This is a genomic window from Acidovorax sp. GW821-FHT10E04 (assembly GCF_059415185.1).
In genome coordinates, this window is the sequence record NZ_JBWKMT010000002.1 from 316,739 (window position 1) to 336,138 (window position 19,400).

At 69.3% G+C, this 19,400-nt stretch carries 19 protein-coding genes; 15 read left to right on the top strand and 4 right to left on the bottom strand.

What is annotated here, in order from left to right; genetic code table 11:
• Positions 1 to 54: 54 nt before the first annotated feature.
• The 3 genes from AC07OC_RS06440 (at position 55) to AC07OC_RS06450 (ending at position 2,684) form a co-directional block, all read left to right on the top strand.
• A complete protein-coding gene (locus tag AC07OC_RS06440) occupies positions 55 to 1,221 on the top strand; it encodes an ABC transporter substrate-binding protein (protein ID WP_494600604.1) in 1,167 nt (388 codons plus the stop codon).
• A gap of 46 nt (positions 1,222 to 1,267) precedes the next feature.
• On the top strand, positions 1,268 to 2,134 hold the full coding sequence (locus AC07OC_RS06445; protein WP_492246072.1) for an alpha/beta fold hydrolase: 867 nt from the start codon (positions 1,268 to 1,270) through the stop codon (positions 2,132 to 2,134).
• Between the two features lie 82 nt (positions 2,135 to 2,216).
• On the top strand, positions 2,217 to 2,684 hold the full coding sequence (locus AC07OC_RS06450) for a DM13 domain-containing protein (protein ID WP_218340758.1): 468 nt from the start codon (positions 2,217 to 2,219) through the stop codon (positions 2,682 to 2,684).
• Positions 2,685 to 3,041: 357 nt separating this feature from the next.
• On the opposite strand, the gene AC07OC_RS06455 is transcribed toward AC07OC_RS06450, so the two are convergent.
• A complete protein-coding gene (locus AC07OC_RS06455) occupies positions 3,042 to 5,540 on the bottom strand; it encodes a Lon protease family protein (RefSeq protein WP_218340759.1) in 2,499 nt (832 codons plus the stop codon).
• A 151-nt stretch (positions 5,541 to 5,691) separates the two neighbouring features.
• Positions 5,692 to 6,804, bottom strand: a complete 1,113-nt coding sequence (gene hemH, locus AC07OC_RS06460; protein ID WP_494600607.1) for a ferrochelatase — start codon at positions 6,802 to 6,804, stop codon at positions 5,692 to 5,694.
• 150 nt (positions 6,805 to 6,954) lie between these two features.
• Here hemH and AC07OC_RS06465 point away from each other — a divergent pair, with 150 nt between their 5' ends.
• The 12 genes from AC07OC_RS06465 (at position 6,955) to AC07OC_RS06520 (ending at position 17,418) form a co-directional block, all read left to right on the top strand.
• Positions 6,955 to 7,626, top strand: a complete 672-nt coding sequence (locus AC07OC_RS06465; RefSeq protein WP_218340761.1) for an amino acid ABC transporter permease — start codon at positions 6,955 to 6,957, stop codon at positions 7,624 to 7,626.
• 13 nt (positions 7,627 to 7,639) lie between these two features.
• Complete coding sequence (locus AC07OC_RS06470) at positions 7,640 to 8,293, top strand: amino acid ABC transporter permease (protein ID WP_218340762.1); 654 nt, start codon at positions 7,640 to 7,642, stop codon at positions 8,291 to 8,293.
• Positions 8,294 to 8,370: 77 nt separating this feature from the next.
• The gene (locus AC07OC_RS06475; protein WP_218294085.1) at positions 8,371 to 9,177 is read left to right on the top strand and encodes a transporter substrate-binding domain-containing protein; all 807 of its coding nucleotides are present in this window, start codon (positions 8,371 to 8,373) and stop codon (positions 9,175 to 9,177) included.
• A 48-nt stretch (positions 9,178 to 9,225) separates the two neighbouring features.
• A complete protein-coding gene (locus AC07OC_RS06480; protein WP_255591361.1) occupies positions 9,226 to 10,014 on the top strand; it encodes an amino acid ABC transporter ATP-binding protein in 789 nt (262 codons plus the stop codon).
• Positions 10,015 to 10,070: 56 nt separating this feature from the next.
• Positions 10,071 to 10,817: a sugar phosphate isomerase/epimerase family protein gene (locus AC07OC_RS06485; RefSeq protein ID WP_218340763.1), complete on the top strand. Its 747-nt coding sequence runs from the start codon at positions 10,071 to 10,073 to the stop codon at positions 10,815 to 10,817.
• The gene (locus AC07OC_RS06490; protein WP_218340764.1) at positions 10,814 to 11,785 is read left to right on the top strand and encodes a sugar kinase; all 972 of its coding nucleotides are present in this window, start codon (positions 10,814 to 10,816) and stop codon (positions 11,783 to 11,785) included. Before AC07OC_RS06485 ends, AC07OC_RS06490 begins: the two co-directional genes overlap by 4 nt.
• Positions 11,782 to 12,801, top strand: coding sequence for a 2-hydroxyacid dehydrogenase (locus AC07OC_RS06495; protein ID WP_370627824.1), 1,020 nt, complete (start codon positions 11,782 to 11,784; stop codon positions 12,799 to 12,801). Before AC07OC_RS06490 ends, AC07OC_RS06495 begins: the two co-directional genes overlap by 4 nt.
• A complete protein-coding gene (locus AC07OC_RS06500) occupies positions 12,798 to 13,856 on the top strand; it encodes a LacI family DNA-binding transcriptional regulator (protein ID WP_218340765.1) in 1,059 nt (352 codons plus the stop codon). Before AC07OC_RS06495 ends, AC07OC_RS06500 begins: the two co-directional genes overlap by 4 nt.
• Positions 13,857 to 13,959: 103 nt before the next feature.
• Positions 13,960 to 14,667, top strand: coding sequence for an HAD family hydrolase (locus tag AC07OC_RS06505; RefSeq protein WP_255591363.1), 708 nt, complete (start codon positions 13,960 to 13,962; stop codon positions 14,665 to 14,667).
• A gap of 112 nt (positions 14,668 to 14,779) precedes the next feature.
• Entirely contained in the window at positions 14,780 to 15,625 is an 846-nt protein-coding gene (locus AC07OC_RS06510) for a DUF2189 domain-containing protein (protein WP_218340767.1), read from the top strand.
• Entirely contained in the window at positions 15,622 to 15,834 is a 213-nt protein-coding gene (locus tag AC07OC_RS06515) for a DUF2788 domain-containing protein (protein WP_044402495.1), read from the top strand. The genes AC07OC_RS06510 and AC07OC_RS06515 overlap by 4 nt, the downstream gene beginning before the upstream one ends.
• A gap of 75 nt (positions 15,835 to 15,909) precedes the next feature.
• Positions 15,910 to 17,418 carry a M14 family metallopeptidase gene (locus tag AC07OC_RS06520; RefSeq protein ID WP_218294091.1) on the top strand — a complete coding sequence of 503 codons (1,509 nt, stop codon included), beginning with the start codon at positions 15,910 to 15,912 and terminating at the stop codon, positions 17,416 to 17,418.
• Between the two features lie 51 nt (positions 17,419 to 17,469).
• On the opposite strand, the gene AC07OC_RS06525 is transcribed toward AC07OC_RS06520, so the two are convergent.
• Together AC07OC_RS06525 and AC07OC_RS06530 are read right to left on the bottom strand one after the other, a co-directional pair.
• Complete coding sequence (locus AC07OC_RS06525; RefSeq protein ID WP_218340768.1) at positions 17,470 to 18,174, bottom strand: DUF899 family protein; 705 nt, start codon at positions 18,172 to 18,174, stop codon at positions 17,470 to 17,472.
• Between the two features lie 151 nt (positions 18,175 to 18,325).
• Positions 18,326 to 19,381, bottom strand: a complete 1,056-nt coding sequence (locus tag AC07OC_RS06530; protein ID WP_255591368.1) for a tripartite tricarboxylate transporter substrate-binding protein — start codon at positions 19,379 to 19,381, stop codon at positions 18,326 to 18,328.
• Between the last annotated feature and the right edge of the window lie 19 nt (positions 19,382 to 19,400).

Consider the following 19,400-nt stretch of genomic DNA (forward strand, 5'->3'; position numbering starts at 1 on the left):
CCCGCGGTGGGCGTGGCGCCGGGGCCATGTGTTTCTGGCGCAAAGGATGGATGTATGAACGCTGTGATGAAGACCTGGGGCCGCCGCATGGCGTCGGCGCTGGCGGTGCCCGTTGTGCTGGCCCTTGGCGCCGCTGGCGGCGCCGCGCCCGCGCGTGCCGCCGAGATCGTGGTGGGGCAGGTGGCGCCCTTGTCGGGCGTGCTGGCCAGCACCGGCGCGCAGATGGTGCTGGGCGGCAAGATCTACTTCGACTGGATCAACGCCCAGGGCGGCGTGCATGGCGCCTCCATCCGCCAGGCGGTGGTGGACGATGCCTACAAGGTGGACGACACCGTGAAGCTGACCCGCGAGATGCTGGCCAGGCCCGAGGTGGTGGCGCTGTACGGTTTCGCGGGCACGGCCAACATCACCCAGCTGCTGGCCGACGGCGTGCTGGAGCAGGGCGGCGCCGCGCTGGTGGCGCCCTACACGGGGGGCGAATCCCTGCGCAACCCTTTCAACCCGTGGATCTTCCATGTGCGCGCCGGGTATGCGGACGAGGCTGAACACATGGTCCAGCAGCTCACCACGCTGGGCATGAACCGCGTGGCCGTGATGTACCAGGACGACGGTTTTGGCAAGGCGGGCCTGGCGGGCGTGGAGGCGGCGCTGGCCAAGCGCAACCTCAAGCTCGTGGTGGCGGCCGGCTATGAACGCAACACCGACAAGGTGGACGATGCCGTGAAGGCCATCAAGGCGGCCGACGTGCATGCCGTCATCATGATCGCCGTCAACAAGCCCGCGGCCGCGTTCATCCAGCGCTACCGCGAGCAGGGCGGCGGCGCGCAGCTGTACAACATCTCCGTGGTGGATCCGACCGAACTGGTCAAGCTGGCGGGCCTGAAAAACGCCCACGGCCTGGGCATCAGCCAGGTGGTGCCGTACCCCTACCGGCCTCAGCTGCCGGTGGTGCGCGAGTACCAGTCGCTGCTCAAGAAATACGCGCCCGATGCCGAGGTCAACTATACCAGCTTCGAGCAGTTCCTGGGCGCCAAGGTACTGGTCGAAGCCCTGCGCCGCGCCGGGCCCCTGCCCACGCGCACCAAGATCGTCAAGGCGCTGGAGTCGATGCAGAGCTATGACCTGGGCGGCATCACGCTGGGCTATTCGCCCACCAACCGCATCGGCTCGCGCTATGTCGAGGTCACCGTCATTGGCAGCAATGGCCGCCTCATGAAGTAGCCGGCCGCCACCTGTTTTCCATCTGTTGTTCCCAAAGGTTGCCACCATGTCCCCCATCTCGCGCTACGCCACCTGCGCCGGCTATGAAATCCACTACATGGAGTGGGGTGCGCGCGATGCCCCCGTGGTGGTGGCATGGCATGGCCTGGCGCGCACCGGGCGCGACATGGACGAACTCGCCGCGCACCTCGCCCCGCGCTACCGCGTGATCTGCCCCGACACCATCGGCCGGGGCCTGAGCCAGTGGGCGCGGGCGCCGCAGGACGAGTACCGCCTGTCGTTCTACGCGCGCATCGCGGCCGGCCTGTTCGACCAGCTGGGCATCGAGAAGGCGCACTGGGTGGGCACGTCGATGGGTGGGGCGATCGGCACGGTGTGCGCATCGGGCCTGTTCCAGCCGCAGCTCAAGGAGCGCATCGCCAGCCTGCTGCTCAACGACAACGCGCCCCGCCTGGCGGATGCCGCGCTCGAGCGCATCAAGGCCTATGCGGGCCACCCGCCCTCGTTTGATACCGTGATGGAGTTGGAAGCCTTCTTCCGGCAGGTGTACCAGCCCTACGGCTGGCTCAGCGATGCGCAGTGGCGCCGCCTGACCGAGACCTCGACCCGGCGCCTGCCCGACGGCCGCGTGACGCCGCACTACGACCCGGCCATGGTGCAGCAGTTCACGCACCACACCAACGACTATCTGATCTGGGACCACTACGACGCGCTGGAGATCCCCGTGCTGTGCCTGCGCGGTGCGGAATCCGACCTGGTGCTGCGCGAGACCACCGCCGAGATGCTCACGCGGGGCCCCGGCGCGCGCGGGCTGGCGCAGGTGGTGGAGGTGCCCGGCTGCGGCCATGCACCCGCGCTCAATGTGCCGGCGCATTACGCGCTGGTAGACGGGTTTCTGGCACGCGCATCCTGAACGGATGGAGCGGGGAGTCGCGCAGCGTTGAAGGCGAGGGCGCTGCGCGGTACATTGGGCCCACACCACTCAACCCCTCGCCATGAAACCCCTGCTGCTCATCGCCTCGCACCTGCTTGCCCTGGCTTTGGGGTTTGCGCTGGGTGTGTATGTGCTGCCGATCTTGATAGCGCCGGATGCGCCCACGCAGCAGGAGATCCAATCCAGCCTGCCCACCGCCCCATGGACGGCCACCTTCCGCCGTGACCTGAAAGACAGCGATGCCTTGCACTGGGGCGAGGGCGCCGTGTCCCTCGGCCCGCAGGCCGTCAGCCTGCTGGGCAAGCTGGCCCCGGGGCCGGACTACAAGCTCTACCTGTCGCCCGAGTTTGTCGAGACCGAGGCCGAATTCAAGCGCCTCAAGCCCCAGATGCTGCGCGTGGGGGATGTGAAGACGTTCAACAACTTCATCGTCCCGGTGCCGCAGGGCGTGGACCTTACGAAATTCAACACCGTGATCGTGTGGTGTGAGACTTTCAGCGAGTTCATCACCGCCGCGCAGTACCGGTAGTTCTGGCCGTTAAGTCGGAGTCTGCGGGGCGATTTGCGCCAATGCTGCCTGCAGCCCGGCCAGTCCACCTGCGCGCTGGCCGTTGATAGAAATTTGCGGCATCTGCCGGACCGGCGGCCCGCAAATCCGTGTCCAACAACGATGCGACTGTTTTGATAAAGGAGAAGCGCCTCGGCAATGGCGTCCAGCGTGATGTCTCCAGCTTCCTCGCCGTTCCTAAGCACGATGCTTTCGAGCAAGCTGATTCCTCCAGATTGACTCTCATCGTCCGCCGCCGTCTCAACGAGACCACAAGTCCTTGTGTACGGTCACTCACTTAGCTCTTTTGCAATATCCGTCTATGGGGTACGGACCTAACTATCGCCCCCGAACCCCTCGCCCCCTCCGCGCAGCCCCCGCGATCTGACAAGCGCGTCGGTACGCGCGCAAGGTCAGCTCCGCGCGCTGCATCACCGTGTCTTCCACGGCCGCAGCACGGTGGGCCAGCTCGTCGGCCTGGGCCTGCAGCAACTCCGCCGGGCTCATGCCCGATGCCTCCCCCGTCAGCAGCGCAATCCCCTCGCTCACATGCCCCATGGTGTAGACATGGAACAGCCCGCGCTCTACCGCGTCCAGCACGCTGCGGTCCAGCATCAGGTGGCGCTGGTTGCGCGCGGGGATGAGTACGCCCTGCGTGCCGTCGAGCCCCGCCATGGCGCAGGCGCGGAACCAGCCTTCGATCTTCTCGTTGATGCCGCCCACGGGCAGCACCTCGCCGTGCTGGTTGAGCGCGCCGGTCACAGCAATGCCCTGGCGCAGGGGCAGGCCTGACAGGCTGGACAGCAGCGCGTACAGCTCGGCGCACGAGGCGGAGTCGCCTTCCACGCCGCTGTATTCCTGCTCGAACACGATAGAGGCATTGAGCGCCAGCGGCGCCACGTGGCTGAACAGCGCGGTGAGGTAGCTGTGCAGGATGAGCACGCCTTTGTCGTGGATGGGGCCGGACATATCGACCTCGCGCTCGATGTTGAGCAGGCCCTCTTGCCCGGCAAAGGTGCGGGCGGTGATGCGCACGGGGAAGCCGAAACGGTAGTCGCCCAGGTCGATCTGCGTCATGGCGTTGATCTGGCCGGTGATGGAGCCTGCCAGCGAGATCAGGCGCTCGCCCTCGGTGATGGAGTCGTGCAGCTCTTCTTCGGGCTGGTTGTGGCGCTGGGTGCGGGCGGCCAGGGCGGCCTGCACATCGGCCGTCTGTACCAGCGTGCCGCCGCGCGCCTTGCACAGGGCGGCGCTTTCGATGGCCAGCGCCTCGGTGTGGGCAAAACGCGCGCTCTGGCGGCGCTGGTCGTCGGCCTCGCGGTGGGTCTGCTCCAGCACCAGGGCCACGGCGTCGGGGCCGAAGTGGGGCAGGCCGCGCTTCTTGCAGACTTGCGCCACCAGGATGGCGGTGGCGTGGTGGGTGGCGGGGGTGGCGGCAAAGTGGTCTGAAAAATCCACCTTCACGCGAAAGCGGCGCGCGGCGTCGGGGTCGGCATCCTGCAGTGCGTAGTACTCGTCCACCGATCCGATCAGCACGATCTTCACATCCACATCCACCGGCTCGGGCTGCAGCGCCACGGCGCCGCCGGGGCCATGGCCCGGGCCGCCGCCACCTTCCTCGATCTGCAGGCGGCCGCAGCGCAAGAAGCGGCGCAGGCGCTGCCACAGGCCTTCTTCGGCAGCCAGGTCGTGCAGGTGCAGCAGGATGAAGCCGCCGTGCGCCTTGAGCAGGCTGCCCGCGTGGATGCTGGTGTGGTCGGCCTGCACGGTGTCGGCGTCCGATCCGTGCTCAATGCTGCCAAACAGCGTGCGCACGGTGGGGTTGTCTTCCACCACCACGGGCGCGGCGGTGCGGCCGTGGTTGTCTACCACCAGGTTCACCTGGCAGCGGGCCAGCAGGTCGTCGAGCGCATCTTTGCGGTCGTCTTCGGTGTCGATGTTGTTCTGCTCGCCGCCCTGCTCGCCGCCGCTGCCGGGCTCGAACAGGTCGATGTCGTCCAGCACCGCATGCTCTACCTGGTCGAGCCAGTGCGTGAGCTTGACGGTGTCTTTGATCTGCTTGCGCAGGCCCAGGCGGATGTCGTGCAGGGCGTGTTCCACCAGGGGCTTGATGGTCTGGCGGCGCAGGGCGGCCAGGGCGTCGTCGCGGGTGCGCTCCAGCGGGCGGACGGCTTCGAGAAAGCGGGCGATCTCGGTGCGCAGTTCGTGCTCGGCGGCGTCAATCTCTGCGCGGCGCTCGCGGGGCAGGGCGCGGGCTTCGGCTTCTGTCAGCGGCTGGCCTTTGGGGCCGGTGAGGGTGAACACCATCTGCCCGCCTTCGCGCGAAATGCGGAACTGGCGCGCCTCGGCAAACGCGTCCAGCACGGCAAAGGCCTCGCTCTCTTGCGCTTGCCAGGTTTTCTCGATGCGTTCGGCGTCGGCCTTGAAGGCGGCGGCTGCGAGGTGTTTGGGGATATCGGCCTGCAGGTTCTTGGCCATGTCGGCCATGCCTTGGCGCAACTGCCGGCCCTGGCCCGCCGGCAGGCGCAGGGCGAGGGGGCGGTCGGGCGTGTCGAAGTTGTGCAGGTAGCACAGGTCGGGCGGCACGGCGCGTTCTGCCGCCGCAGCCTGCATGGCCTGGCGCAGCAGCGACGCGCGCCCGCTGCCCACTTCGCCCAGCACGAACAGGTGGTAGTCGGGCTGGTGCAGCCCCAGGCCGAACTGCGCGGCGGCCTGCGCGCGCTCCTGGCCGATCCAGGGCAGGGGCAGGTCCTGCAGTTCGGCCGTGCTGGCAAAGCCCAGCGTGGCGGGGTCGATCGTCAGCCGTAGCTGGTGGGGGGCGAGGGCGAAGGCGGGCATCGGTACAGGGTGGGTGGGAGAGGGCAGGCCAGCGTGTTGGGGTGCGCAAGCTGCGCGGTTGTCAGGGGCTGCTGTCTCCAGAATTTGAATGAAAATGGCCGCTAGCGCCTGATGGATAAGCGCTAGTAGCTATAAAAATTATAGTGACCAGTCAATGGGACACAGGGCAGGGCCCGGCAGGTGCGCCCCCTGCCTGCGCGTGGCTGCGCGCATCGGCCAGTGCCGCGGCGGTGGGCGCGTCGGTGGGCCAGCCCGCCAGGTGCTGCTGCGCCACCCGGCTGAGGGCCGTGATCCAGTGGTTGTTGTCGTTCAGGCACGGGATGTAGTGGAACTCCTTGCCGCCCGCGTGCAAGAAGGCCTCGCGCACTTCCATGTTGATTTCTTCCAGCGTCTCCAGGCAGTCGCTGGTGAAGCCGGGGCACACCACGTCCACGCGCCGCGTGCCGGCCTTGCCCAGTGCCTCGATGGTGGGCTGGGTGTAGGGCTCCAGCCACTTGGCCTTGCCAAAACGTGACTGGAAGGTGATGCGGTAGCGCTCCGCGCGCAGGCCCAGGCGCTCGGCCAGCAGGCGGCCGGTCTTGCGGGCCTCGCAGTGGTAGGGGTCGCCCAGGTGCAGGGTGCGCTCGGGCACGCCATGAAAGCTCATCACCAGCTGGTCGGGCTGTCCGTGGTGCTTCCAGTGGGTTTCGATGGTGCGGGCCAGCGCGTCGATGTAGCCGGGGGCGTCGTGGTAGCGGTTCACGAAGCGCAGTTCGGGCACATGGCGGGTGCGTGCGGCCCAGGCGTACACCGCGTCGAACAGGCTGGCCGTGGTGGTGCCGGAGTACTGCGGGTACAGCGGCAGGATCAGGATGCGCGTGGCGCCTTCGGCCTTCAAGGCGTCGAGCTGGCTGTCGATGGAGGGGTTGCCGTAGCGCATGGCGTGGCGCACCAGCACCGCGTGCCCGGCCTCGCCCAGCCAGCCACGCAGCAGCGTGGCCTGCTTGGCCGTCCACACCGCCAGGGGCGAGCCCTCGGCCGTCCAGATGCTGGCGTACTTGGCGGCCGACTTGGCGGGGCGGGTGCGCAGGATGATGCCGTGCAGGATGGGCAGCCACGCCAGCTTGGGGATCTCCACCACGCGGTGGTCGCCCAGGAACTGCGCCAGGTAACGCCGCACGGCGGGCGCGGTGGCGGCGTCGGGCGTGCCCAGGTTGCACAGCAGCACTGCGGTTCGCTCGGCCTGGCCGTGGGTGTAAGGGGGTTCGGGGCGGAAGGAGGGCATGCGGCATTTTCGCCCACGCGTGGTGCCTGGTGGGGGCTGGGGGTTGGATGTGGGCCCGGCGCCTGTTTTTGGAGGCGCTCGGGTAATCCCCGATGTGGTTATGAAACCGGTTTCATAAACTCTGCGCATCCACTCCGAACCACCCACGCCGTGAATTACCAGTTCCAGTTCGACGCCGTTTTCGCCGCATGGCCGCTGCTGCTCAAAGGCACGTGGATCACCGTGCAGCTGTCGCTCACGGCCACGGTGCTGGGGCTGGTGGTGGCCGTGTTCTGCGCCTGGGGCAAGACGAGCGGGCCGGCGTGGCTGCGGTTCTTGATCAACGCGTACATCGAGGTCATCCGCAACACGCCGTTCATCGTGCAGCTGTTTTTCTTCTTCTTCGCGCTGCCGTCCATCGGCCTGCGCTGGTCGCCCTACACCGCGGCGCTGACGGCGATGGTGGTCAACCTGGGGGCCTACGCGGCAGAGATCGTGCGGGCGGGCATCGAGTCCATCCCCAAGGGGCAGATCGAGGCCGGCAAGGCGCTCAACCTGAAGCCCTGGGAGATCTTTCGCTTCGTCATCCTCAAACCCGCGCTCAAGGCCATCTACCCCGCGCTCACCAGCCAGTTCATCCTGCTGATGCTCAGCTCGGCCGTGGTGTCGGTGATCTCGGCGGACGACCTGACCTCGGTGGCGGCGAACCTGCAGTCGCAGACCTTCCGCAGTTTCGAGATCTACATCGTGGTGGCGCTGATCTACCTGGTGCTGGCGCTGTCGTTCTCGGCGCTGTTCAAGCTGATCTACCAGCGCGCGCTCAACTACCCCGACCGCCGCTAAGGAGACCCGGACCATGCGTACCTTCGGAATCTCCGAATTCCTTTTCATCCTGCAGGCCGCGCAGTGGACGCTGGCGCTGTCGGCCATTGCCTTCGTCGGCGGCGCCCTGCTGGGCCTGGTGGTGGCGCTGTCGCGCACGTCCGAGAGCGCCGTGGCGCGCAATGCGTCGCGCGTGTTCATCCAGGTGTTTCAGGGCACGCCGCTGCTGCTGCAGCTGTTTTTGATCTTCTTCGGCGCGCCGGTGCTGGGGCTGGACATCAACCCCTGGGTGGCGGCGGGCGTGGCGCTGGTGCTCAACAGCGCGGCGTTCCTGGCCGAGATATGGCGCGGCTGCATCGAGGCGGTGCCGCGCGGCCAGTGGGAGGCCGCGCAGGCCCTGAACCTGAGCTACATCAACCGCATGCGCTTCGTGGTGCTGCCGCAGGCCTTCAAGATCGCGCTGCCGCCCACCGTGGGCTACACGGTGCAGATCATCAAGGGCACATCGCTGGCCGCCATCATCGGTTTCACCGAGATCACGCGGGCCGGGCAGATCATCAACAACGCCACCTTCCAGCCGCTGCATGTGTTCACCACCGTGGCGGCGCTGTACTTCGTGATCTGCTGGCCGCTGTCGCTGCTGGCCGCGCGCATGGAGCGCAAGCGGGCCCGGGCGCTGGCGCGCTGACGCCAGCGCGGCCAGCGCCTTTGTTTGTTCATTTATTCATTTTTCTCTCGTTCATAACCACTACCAGGAGACATGCCATGACCTTTTCCCTGCACCGCCGCACCGTCACCACCGCCTTGGCCGCACTGGGCCTGGGCGCCGCGCTCACGGCGTTTGCGCCGCTGGCCTCGGCACAGTCGGTGGCCGACATCAAGAAGAAGGGCGAGCTCACCATCGGCATGCTGGTGGACTTTCCGCCCTACGGCACCACCAACGCGCAGAACCAGCCCGACGGCTACGACGCCGACGTGGCCAAGCTGCTGGCCAAGGAGCTGGGCGTCAAAGCCAACATCGTGCCCGTCACCGGCCCCAACCGCATTCCGTTTTTGCTGACCAACAAGGTCGACGTGCTGGTGGCGTCGCTCGCCATCACGCCCGAGCGCGCCAAGCAGGTGCAGTTCTCGCAACCCTATGCGGCCGCCACCATCGTGCTGTACGGCAAGACGGGCAGCGCCATCAAGAGCGCGGCGGACCTGAAGGGCGTGCGCGTGGGCGTGGCCCGTGCCAGCACGCAGGACGTGGCCGTGACCAAGGCCGCGCCCGAGGGCACCGAAATCCGCCGCTTCGACGACGACGCATCGGCCATGCAGGCACTGATCTCCGGCCAGGTCGATGCCATCGGCTGCTCGGTCACCGTGGCCGCGCAGATCGCCAAGCGCGTGCCCGCCAACACCTTCGAGAACAAATTCAACCTGCTGCAGCAGGCCATGGGCATTGCCCTGCGCCCCGGCCAGGACGAGTTGACCAAGGCGGTGAACGACTTCGTGGCGCGCAACACGGCCAACGGCGAGTTGAACAAGCTGTATCAGAAGTGGCTGGGCGCGGACCTGCCCAAGCTGCAATAACCCATATCGGATGAGCGTGAGCCCCAGCCACCCCAGGAGCCTTTGACAATGACGGACGCAGTCACGACGACGAAGACCACCGCCGGTGCACCCCCCATCATCACGATGGAGGGGGTCAACAAGTGGTACGACAGCTTTCAGGTGCTGACCGACATCGACCTGTCGGTGCGGGCCGGCGAGCGCATCGTGATCTGCGGGCCGTCGGGCTCGGGCAAGTCCACGCTGATCCGCTGCATCAACCGGCTGGAGACGGTGCAAAAGGGCCGCATCGTGGTCGACGGCATCGAGCTGACCGCTGGCGGCAAGAACGTGGACGCCGTGCGTGCCGAGGTGGGCATGGTGTTCCAGCAGTTCAACCTGTTCCCGCACCTCACCATCCTCGAGAACTGCACGCTGGCGCCCATGCGCTCGCGCGGCATGGGCAAGGCGGAAGCGGAAGAGGTCGCCATGAAATACCTCACGCGGGTGCGCATCCCCGAGCAGGCGCACAAGCACCCCAGCCAGTTGTCGGGCGGGCAGCAGCAGCGCGTGGCCATTGCGCGTGCGCTGTGCATGGCCCCCAAGGTGATGCTGTTCGACGAACCCACGTCGGCGCTGGACCCGGAGATGGTCAAGGAAGTGCTGGACACCATGATCGGCCTGGCCGAGGACGGCATGACCATGCTGTGCGTGACGCACGAGATGGGCTTTGCGCGCAGCGTGGCCGACCGCGTGATCTTCATGGCCGACGGCAAGATCCTGGAGCAGGCGCCGCCCGCGCAGTTCTTCGGCCAGCCGGAGCATGAGAAGACGCGCCAGTTCCTCGGCCAGATCCTGAGCTCCCACCACGCGCACTGAGGCCGTGGTGGCCGCACGTTGACGAAAGCCCGGCTGACGGGCTTGAAAGAACATCCATGAAGGTATTGATCTCCCTGTCCTCCTTCGGCGCGGCCGAAACGGGACGCCACGGCCAGCTGTGGTGCACCGACCTGGCCCGCCAGGCGGGCGCCGACGGCGTGGAAGTGCGCGGCGAGCTGCTGCGCGACGCGGCCACCGAGCTGCCCGCGCTGGCGGGCTTGGCCGCGGTGTATTCCAGTCCCGAGGGCCTGTGGACCGTGCAGGGCCAGTTGGACGAAGCCGCCCTGCAGCGCGGCATTCATGCATCGCAGGTGCTCCACGCGCCGCGCCTGAAGATGTCCATCGGCGGCTTTGGCGTGCGGTCCGAGGCGTCGCTGCAGCGCCTCAAGGCGCTGCTGGCCGCCACCCCGCAGGTGGAACTGGTGATCGAGAACGACCAGACCGCCACCGCAGGCACGCTGGCCGCCCTGCAGGCGTTCTTTGCCGCGCAGGCGCAGGCCGGGCTCGACCTGGGCATGACCTTCGACATGGGCAACTGGCACTGGCAGGGCGAGTGCCCGCTGCAGGCCGCTCAGGCCCTCGCGCCCCATGTGCGCTACGTGCACTGCAAGGGCGTGCAGCGCCTGCCGGCCAAGTGGATCGCGGTGCCGCTGGCGGAGTCGGTGGCGCCCTGGCGCGCCGTGCTGCGCGCGCTGCCGGCCGATGCGCCGCATGCCATCGAGTACCCGCTGGTGGGCGACGACCTGGTGGCCGTCACGCGCGGGCAGGTGGACTTCATCCGTGCGGTGCGAGGTGCTGCATGAGCGACGCTACCGCTGACACCATCGACACCGCATTCGACGTGGCCCTGTTCGGCGAAGCCATGCTGCTGCTGGTGGCCAACGAGCCCGGCCCGCTGGAGAACGCCACGGGCTTTCACAAGCGCACCGCGGGGGCCGAGACCAATGTGGCCATTGGCCTGGCGCGCCTGGGGCTGAAGGTGGGCTGGGCCAGCCGCCTGGGCACCGACTCCATGGGCCGCGCGCTGCTGGCCGCCATGCGCGGCGAGGGTATCGACTGCTCGCACGTGGTGTGCGATGCCACGCAGCGCACGGGCTTTCAGTTCAAGGAGCGCGTGACCGACGGGCGCGACCCGCAGGTCGAATACCACCGCAAGGGCTCGGCCGCCAGCCAGATGGGCCCGGCCGATGTGGACGAGCCCTGGCTGCGGTCCGCGCGCCACCTGCACGCCACGGGCGTGTTCGCGGCCATCTCGGACACCAGCCTGCAGGCAGCCATCCGCACGCTCGAGGTCGCGCGCGCCGCGGGCCGCACCATCTCGTTCGATCCCAACCTGCGCCCCACGCTCTGGGCCTCGCCCGAGGCCATGCGCCACTGGATCAACACCCTGGCCGGCTATGCCGACTGGGTGCTGCCGGGCCTGGAAGAGGGCGTGTTCCTGACCGGCGAAACCACGCCCGAAGGCGTGGCGCGCTTCTACCGCGAGCGGGGCGCCAGGCTGGTGGTCGTGAAGCTCGGGCCCGAGGGCGCCTACTACGACAGCGACGTGGCCGGCACCGGCCGCGTGCCCGGCGTGCCCGTGGCCCAGGTGGTGGACACGGTGGGTGCGGGCGATGGTTTTGCGGTGGGCGTCATCAGCGCACTGCTCGAAGGCTTACCCGTGCCCGCTGCCGTGCGCCGCGGCGCCTGGATCGGCGCGCGTGCGGTGCAGGTGCTGGGCGACACCGAAGGGCTGCCCACGCGGGCTCAGTTGCAGGAGGCAGGCCTGTGAGCGTGTCTGCTTCGGTGGTGGAGCGCAAGCCTGAGCGCAAGAAGGTACTGGTCTTTCGCGAACTGCCGCCCGACCAGCTGGCGCGCCTGCAGGCCCTGCACGACGTGACGGTGGCCAACCCGCGCAAGCCCGAAGAGCGTGCACTGTTCGACGCAGCGCTGGGCCAGGCGCAGGGGCTGATCGGGTCGAGCTACCCCGTCGATGCCGCGCTGCTGGCGCGGGCTCCCCGGCTGGAGGTGGTCTCCAGCGTGTCGGTGGGCGTGGACAACTACGCGCTCGACGCACTGCAGGCACGCGGCATCGTGCTGTGCCACACGCCCGGCGTGCTGGACGAAACCGTGGCCGACACCGTGTTCGCCCTGCTCATGGCCACCAGCCGCCGCGTGGTGGAGCTGGCGCAGCTGGTGCGCGAGGGCCGCTGGACGAAGAACATCGGCGAAGACCTGTTCGGCAGCGACGTGCATGGCAAGACTTTGGGGCTGCTGGGCTTTGGCCGCATCGGCCAAGCCATCGCGCGCCGTGCGGCGCTGGGCTTTGGCATGCCCGTGGTCTACCACGCGCGCCGACCGGTGGACCTGGCCGCCACGGCGCCTGAACTGGTGGGCAAGGCTGCGCATGTGCCGCTGGCCGAGCTGCTGGCGCGGTCCGACTTTGTGGTGGCCATGCTGCCGCTGTCGGACAGCACGCGGGGCCTGGTCAATGCCGACGTCTTTGCAGCCATGAAGCCCGGCGCCATCTTCATCAACGGCGGGCGCGGCGCCACGGTGGTGGAGCAGGACCTGCTGCACGCGCTCGACCACGGCACGCTGCGCGCGGCGGGACTGGATGTGTTTGCCACCGAGCCGCTGCCGCTCGACTCGCCCCTGCGCACCCACCCGCGCGTGACGCCGCTGCCGCACATCGGCTCGGCCACGCACGGCACGCGCCACGCCATGGCCGTGCTGGCCACCACCAGCTTGCTGCAGGCGCTGGCCGGTGAGCGGCCCGCCGCCGTGTATAACGCCGCGCAAGCATGACCTCACCGACACCCGCACCATCGACCACGCCCCGCGCCCGCCCCACCATCGCCGATGTCGCGGCCGAGGCCGGCGTGTCCAAGGCCACGGTGTCTCGGTACTTCAACCACCGCGAGCGCCTGCTCAGCCCCGACATCGCCGCGCGCGTCGAGGCCGCCATCGCCAAGCTGGCTTACGTGCCCAGCCCCATGGCCCAGGCGCTCAGCCACGGCCGCTCGCGCCTTATCGGGCTGGTGGTGGCCGACATCACCAACCCGTATTCGGTGGCCGTGCTGCGCGGCGCCGAGAAGGCGTGCCAGGAGGCGGGCTACCTGGTGATGCTGTTCAACCTGGGCAACGACCGCGAGCGCGAGCGCGCCGCCATCGATGCGCTGGCGAGCTACCAGGTGGACGGATTCATCCTCAACACGCTGGGGCAGGGCGAGGGGCTGGCCGACGTGACCACCCTGCACGGCAAGCCCGCGGTGCTGGTGGACCGCCGCCATGCGGGCCTGGCGGCGGATTTCGTGGCGCTCGACAACGAAGCCGCCATGCGCGACACCTGCGCGCACCTGGTGCAGCAAGGCTGGCAGGACCTGCTCTATGTCACGCAGCCGCTGCAGGGTGTGAGTTCGCGCCTGGAGCGCACGGCGGCCTTTCGCGCCTGCGTGGCGGCCCAGGGCAGGAATGTGCGCGGCGATGTGCTGGAGATCGATGCGCAGCAGGAGGGCGAGGACGCGCTGGCCCAGGCGCTGGCGGCCTTTCGCCAGCGTGCGGGGCGGGGAGCGCGCTGCGCGGTGGTCGCAGGCAATTCCGTGGTCACGCTGCGCGTGGCGGCCTCGGTCTCGCGCTTGGGCTGGACCTTCGGGCTGGAGTTGGGCTTCGTGGGCTTCGACGACCCGGAATGGGCACCGTTGATCCGGCCGGGCCTGAGCACCGTGGCGCAGCCCACCGATGCCATCGGCCAGCGCGCGGCCCGGTGCCTGCTGGAGCGCATCGGCGGCCTGCAGGGCCCGGTGCGCGAGAACCTGTTGCCCGGCACGCTCATCGTGCGCGGGTCGTCGCTGGGCACCTGACCCCGAAGGGCGTGCGCACAGGCGCTGCGGTATGCTGTGCGGCCGCCGCCCGGCATCCCACCGGGCCTTCCGCCTCCACGCTGTTTTTTGCAGGTGCGCCCCCTTGCCGACCCCCTCCCTGGACATCCCCCGCATCCGCGCCGTCACCATCGACCTGGACGACACGCTGTGGCCCATCTGGCCCACCATCGAGCGCGCCGAAGCCGTGCTGCTGCAGTGGATGGCCGAGCATGCGCCCGCCACCGCGCGCCTGTTCCAGAGCACCGAGGCGCTGCGCGCCATCCGCAACCAGATGGTGAACCTGCGGCCCGACCTGCAGCACGACCTGAGCGCGCTGCGCCGCGAATCCATCCGCCTGGCGCTGACCCAGGCGGGCGATGACGGCGCGCTGGCCGAGCCCGCGTTCGACCTGTTTTTTGGCGAACGCCAGCGCGTGACGCTGTTCGACGATGCGCACGATGCGCTGGCCTTCCTGTCGTCGCGCTACCCGGTGGTGGCGGTGTCCAACGGCAACGCCGACATCCACAAGGTGGGCATCGGCCACTACTTCAAGGACAGCCTGAGCGCATCGGTGCTGGGCGTGGCCAAGCCCGATGCCCGCATCTTCCAGGCAGCCGCCCAGGCGCTGCAGGTGCCGCCGCACGCGGTGCTGCATGTGGGCGACGATGCCACGCTGGACGCCCGGGGCGCCATGGAGGCCGGCATGCAGGCGGTGTGGCTGAATCCCGCCGAGGCCGCCTGGCCCTACGACACCCCGCCGCATGCCACCGTGAGCAATCTCACGGAGCTGTGCCGGCTGCTGACGGCGTAGCCCGCGCGCTCCGCGCTATCCGGGGGCAATTTCTTGTCCCAGGTCAAGGGCCCAGCGCGCCGCGGTGTGTGCCGGCTTGATCCCGGTCACCGATCCGGCCACACTGCAGGCCATGCCGAGAAACCCTCCCGCCTTGCCCGCCATCCGCACCATCGGCCTCATGCAGCCCATGACCTGGCTCGTCCTGGCCTGGCGCGACATGGCCCGCGCGGGCTGGATCAGCTTTGCCCACGGCCTGGCCCTGGCGCTTTTTGGCGCGGCGATCTTCGCGGTGGCCCACCACAGGTTCTGGCTGCTGGCCGGGGCACTGTCGGGCTTTCTGGTGATAGCCCCGGTGCTGGCCACCAGCCTGTATGCGCTGAGCCGCGCGCTGGAGCGTGGCGAGCCCGCGAACCTGGGCGTGGTACTCAAGACCTGGCTGAACTGGCAGGACAGCCACGTCAACAAATGGGGCAACGACTACTGGTGCATGGTGCAGTTCGGCGCCCTGCTGGCGCTGGCGGCCACGGGCTGGGTCATGACGTCGGCGGCGCTCATCACGCTGCTGGCGCCCGTGCCCATCCAGACGCCCCTGGATTTCCTGCGCCATGTGGTACTGGCCCGCGAGGGCTGGCTGTTCGAGATCTGGCTGGCGCTGGGCAGCCTCATGGCGGCGCCGATCTTCGCCTCCAGCGTGGTGGCCATGCCCCTGCTGCTGGACCGGCGCGCCACCTTGCTGCAGGCCGTGCTCACCAGCTGGCAGGCGGTGATCGGCAACCCGTTGCCGATGGCGTTCTGGGCGGCGCTGATCCTGGGCTTCACGCTGCTGGGCCTGGGCTCGCTGCTGCTGGGGCTGATCGCCGTCATGCCCATGCTGGGCCACGCGAGCTGGCATGCCTACCGGGATCTGGTCGATGCCTCCAGCCTGCCCGGGCGGGGGGCGGCAGCGCCCACGCAGAACCGCGGGGTGGCGCCGTGATCTTCGGTTTCACCGAGGCGCAGATCTCGGGCTTCTTCCTCACCTACGGCGTGGGTGCGTTCATCCTGTACATGCTGTTCATCATCGGGCAGCTCGCGTGGGAGTCCAAGGCCGGCCGGTTTGGCACCTTCGTGCTGTTCCTGGGCCTGGGCGTGGGCTTCCTCGGGTTCCTGGCGAAGGTCGTGATCCAGTGGTGGCTGGAGCGGTAAGGCCGCAGCGCATCGGCGCCGGGACACGGCCGCAGTGAGGTAAGGTGATGGACCGATCTACCGACCGCCTCGCCCATGTCCCTGCCTTCCGCCCCCTCCCTGCTCACCCGCGCTGAAACCAGCGGCTACACCGAGACATCGACCCACGCCGACGTGATGGCGTACGTGCGCGGCCTGGCGGCGCTGGGGGATGCCCGATTGCATGTCGCGGACTTCGGCGCATCGCCCGAGGGCCGCCTGTTGCCGCTGCTGGTGCTGTCCGCGCAAGGCCATTTCACGCCGCAGGCCGCGCAGGCCAGCGGCCTGCCCGTGGTGCTGATACTGTGCGGCATCCACGCTGGCGAAGTGGAGGGCAAGGAGGCCGCGCTGATGCTGGTGCGCGACCTGCTGCGCGGCGAGCACGGCGACGTGCTCTCGCACTGCACCGTGGTGGTGGTGCCGCTGTTCAACCCCGACGGCAATGACCGGCTGGGCACAGACAACCGCCCGCTGGACGTTGCCCACCTGCGCGGGCAGGACGGCCCGGCGCTCGTGGGCACGCGCAACAATGCGGCGGGGGTGAATCTCAACCGCGACTACATGCGCCATCAGGCTCCCGAGATGCGCCTGCTGCAGACGCGCGTGTGCCAGCCCTGGAACCCCCACCTCACGCTGGACTGCCACGCCACCAACGGCTCCATCCACCGCTTCGCGCTGACCTACGACATTCCCCACACCGAGCACACGGGCCGCAGCGAGCCCGTGGCCTATATGCGCGAACGCATGATGCCCGCCGTGCAGGCCGCGGTGAAGCGCACCGAGGGCCTGGACACCTTCTGGTATGGCAACTTCGTGCGCGACGAGGGCGGGCAGGGCCAGGGCTGGATCACCTACACCCACCACCCGCGCTTTGGCTGCAACTACCGGGGGCTGACCAATCGGCTCGACGTGCTGCTGGAGGCCTATTCGTACATCAGCTTCAAGGAGCGCGTGGCGGTGACGTATGCCGTGCTGCGCGAGGCACTGCACTACGTCGCCGGCCATGGCACGGAGATCGTGCAGCTGCTGGACGGGTGTGCCGAGCCGCCCGCCGAGGTCGCCATCCGCTATGCATTGCAGCCCATCCCAGGCACCACGGTGGAGGTTCTCACGCGGGAACCCTATGCGCTGCAAGGCGCCCCCATCAGCGTGCAGGTGCCGCATTTCGCGCACTTCGTCCCCGTGGCCACCGTGAAGCGGCCCTGGGCCTATGCGGTGCCTGCCGCCGTGGCCGACTGGCTGGAGGGCCATGGCTTGCGGCGGGCCGCCGTTGCGCCTGGCACACTGCTCGATGCAGAAGTCCCGGTGATGCAGCAGCCCGTGGCGGTGCCGGGGCCCGCCATCTTGGAGGCGCAGGCCAGCACGCACTGGCAGGCAAGCTACCGCCGGGCGCAGCGCGCGTTGCCGCAAGGCTGGTGCGTGGTGCCCACCGGCCAGCGCCACGGCGCGATCGCGGTGTACGCGTGCGAAGCGGAAAGCGACGATGGCCTGGTGGCCAATGGCATCGTGCCGGAGCCGGTGGCGGGCGGTGAATTCCTGGCATGGCGGGTGCTGGCGCCGGTGTGAGGCGGGTGCTGGGCCGGGCCGGGATGCAAACGCCCCATGCCCTGATGCTGCCTAGTCGTAGCGGAGCCGGGGATACCAGTCGGTGCCGCGGCCCTCGGGCGTGAGGTCCAGGATGGACCACAGCGCGGCGATGTCGGGCGCATCGCGCGGGTCCTGCCCGGGGTCGGCCATCTCGCGCGCCATCTCGCTGGCCCAGAACAGGCGCACCTTGTCGCCGTCGCGCCGAAAGATGGTCAGCGCCGGGTACTCGCTGCCGTCGGGCATCAGGATGCCCAGGTCGCGGGCGTAGTCGTCCCCCACGGTCTGCACGAAGTTCAGGTCGCGCCAACCCCGCTCCTGCGCAAACGCGAGCTGCCGCTCCACCGACGAGCGGCCCAGGACCTTGAGCGCGACCCGTTGCTTGATGTCGGCCGCGTTGCCATGGACGGCGCCCAGCCAGTTCGTGCACATGGGGCACGGGCGCTCGCGCTGCGGCCCGTACATCCAGAAGTAGGCCACCAGGGTTTGCTTGTCGCCAAACAGGTCGATCAGCCCCACCTCGGACCCCTGTTCGTCCTGGAAGCGGTAGTTCTTCGCGATGACCGGGCCGGGCGGCAGCGCGCGGCGCTGCTCGGCCAGGCGGCTCATGTGCCGGCGGAACTCGATCTCCTCGACCAGCAGCGCACGGCGGGCCTCTTCGTATGCGGCCGAGGCGCCGGGGAAGGGCGTCTTCGCGTTGCGGGCCATTTCGGCCGCGGGCTTCAGTGTGGCGGGCATGGGCTTCCTCCAGTGCGTGGCGGGTTGTGGGCGCGCGGTCTTGCACTCTGCCGCCGCAGGGGGCGGATGCAGGTAGGAAAAACCTGTGGCCCCGTGCAGGCGCAGTCCTTCACGGGCGCCTGGAGCGTGTCGGGTTGGAGCGGTACACGGCTCAGCGAGCCCAGGCCCGGAGTCCCAGGTCCTGCGCCAGGCGCCGGTAGTCCGCCAGGCTGCGCTGCACGAAATCTTCGAGCGCCGCGCCCGTCAGCGCGAACGGGTACAGGCCGTACTGCGCGCACAGCGCGGCGTAGCCGGGGGCGGCCAAGGCATCCCGCAGCGCGGTGGTCCACGCGCGCACCGCCGCATCGGGCGCGCTGGCGGCCATGTACAGGCCGCGCACCGTGGGCCAGACCAGGTCCAGACCCTGCTCGCGTGCCGTGGGCAGGCCCGCCAGGCTGCCACCCAGACGTGCCTGCGAGAGCACCGCCAGCACGCGCAGCGGCGCGCCCTGCGCGGCTGCCTGCAGGGCCTCGGCCGCATCGCCGGTGAAAATGCCGATGTGCCCGCCCCGCAGGGCCTTGAGCGCCTCGCCGCCGCCCTCGAAGGACACGAAGCGCATGCGCTTGTGGTCCTGCCCCGCCGCACGTACCAGCAGCGCGGCCTTGATCCAGTCCTGGCTGCCCAGTGTGCCGCCGGCGCCAAACACCACGCGGTTGGAGTCCCTGCGCAGCGCGGCAGCCACGTCCTGCAGGCGCTGGTAAGGCGCATCGCGGTGCACGGCCACCACGCCGTAGTCGGTGCCCAGCGTGGCGATCCAGCGCACGGTGCCCACCGGATGCGGGCCGAAGCGGCCCTGTGCGATGTTGAGCAGCGAACCGCTGGAGAAAGCGACCAGGGTGCCCGGGCCGCCCAGGCGCCCGGTGGCCACCTGGTCAAACGCCACGGCCCCGATGCCCCCGGGCAGGTAGCGGGTGCGCAGCGGGGTGCGCGCGGGCCGCACGGCCTGCAGGGCCTGCCCGGCCAGGCCGCAGGTCAGGTCGAACCCACCGCCGGGGCGTGAGGGCGCGACGCATTCCGCGGGCTCGGTGGAGGCATCCGCGGCCGCCGCGCGCGCGGGCAGGGCGCCGCCCGCGCCGCCCCAGGCCGCCAGCGTTGCCAGCATCTGCCGGCGGCTCGGGGCCGCGGCCATGCCGTCTTCGCGCGAGGGGTGGGGGGCAAGGGGTTGCATGGCGGTGTGGCGGGCCGGG